1 rRNA gene is annotated in these 391 nt (G+C 46.0%); it reads left to right on the plus strand.

Annotated elements, in window-relative coordinates:
* The first annotated feature begins 266 nt into the window (after window positions 1-266).
* Window positions 267-382: ribosomal RNA gene (gene rrf / locus K9V48_RS28660) — 5S ribosomal RNA — on the plus strand.
* Window positions 383-391: the final 9 nt, after the last annotated feature.

Below are 391 nucleotides of genomic sequence, written 5' to 3' on the forward strand. Positions count from 1 at the left end.
GTCAGAGGTGGAAGCGCGGTGACGTGTGGAGCTGACTGATACTAATCGATCGAGGACTTAACCAAAACGAAAAGCGAAAGAAGCCCGTTTAAATACGGAGGAAATTGGAGCAATCGAGAAGAAGTCGCACTTTGACTTCGCACGAGATTATGAAATTTCCGGAGTATTTGGCTTCTGTAGCTGGACAGAGTAAAAAGCGTAAACTTCAGTGAATTGAATTGTAAATCGTTATCTAGTTTTGAAGGAATAACCTTCTAATAAATATGTCTAGCGATGATGGCGAAGAGGTCACACCCGTTCCCATGCCGAACACGGAAGTTAAGCTCTTCAGCGCCGATGGTAGTTGGGGGTTTCCCCCTGTGAGAGTAGGACGTTGCTAGGCATAAGCCCC

This window comes from Metabacillus rhizolycopersici, assembly GCF_020075705.1.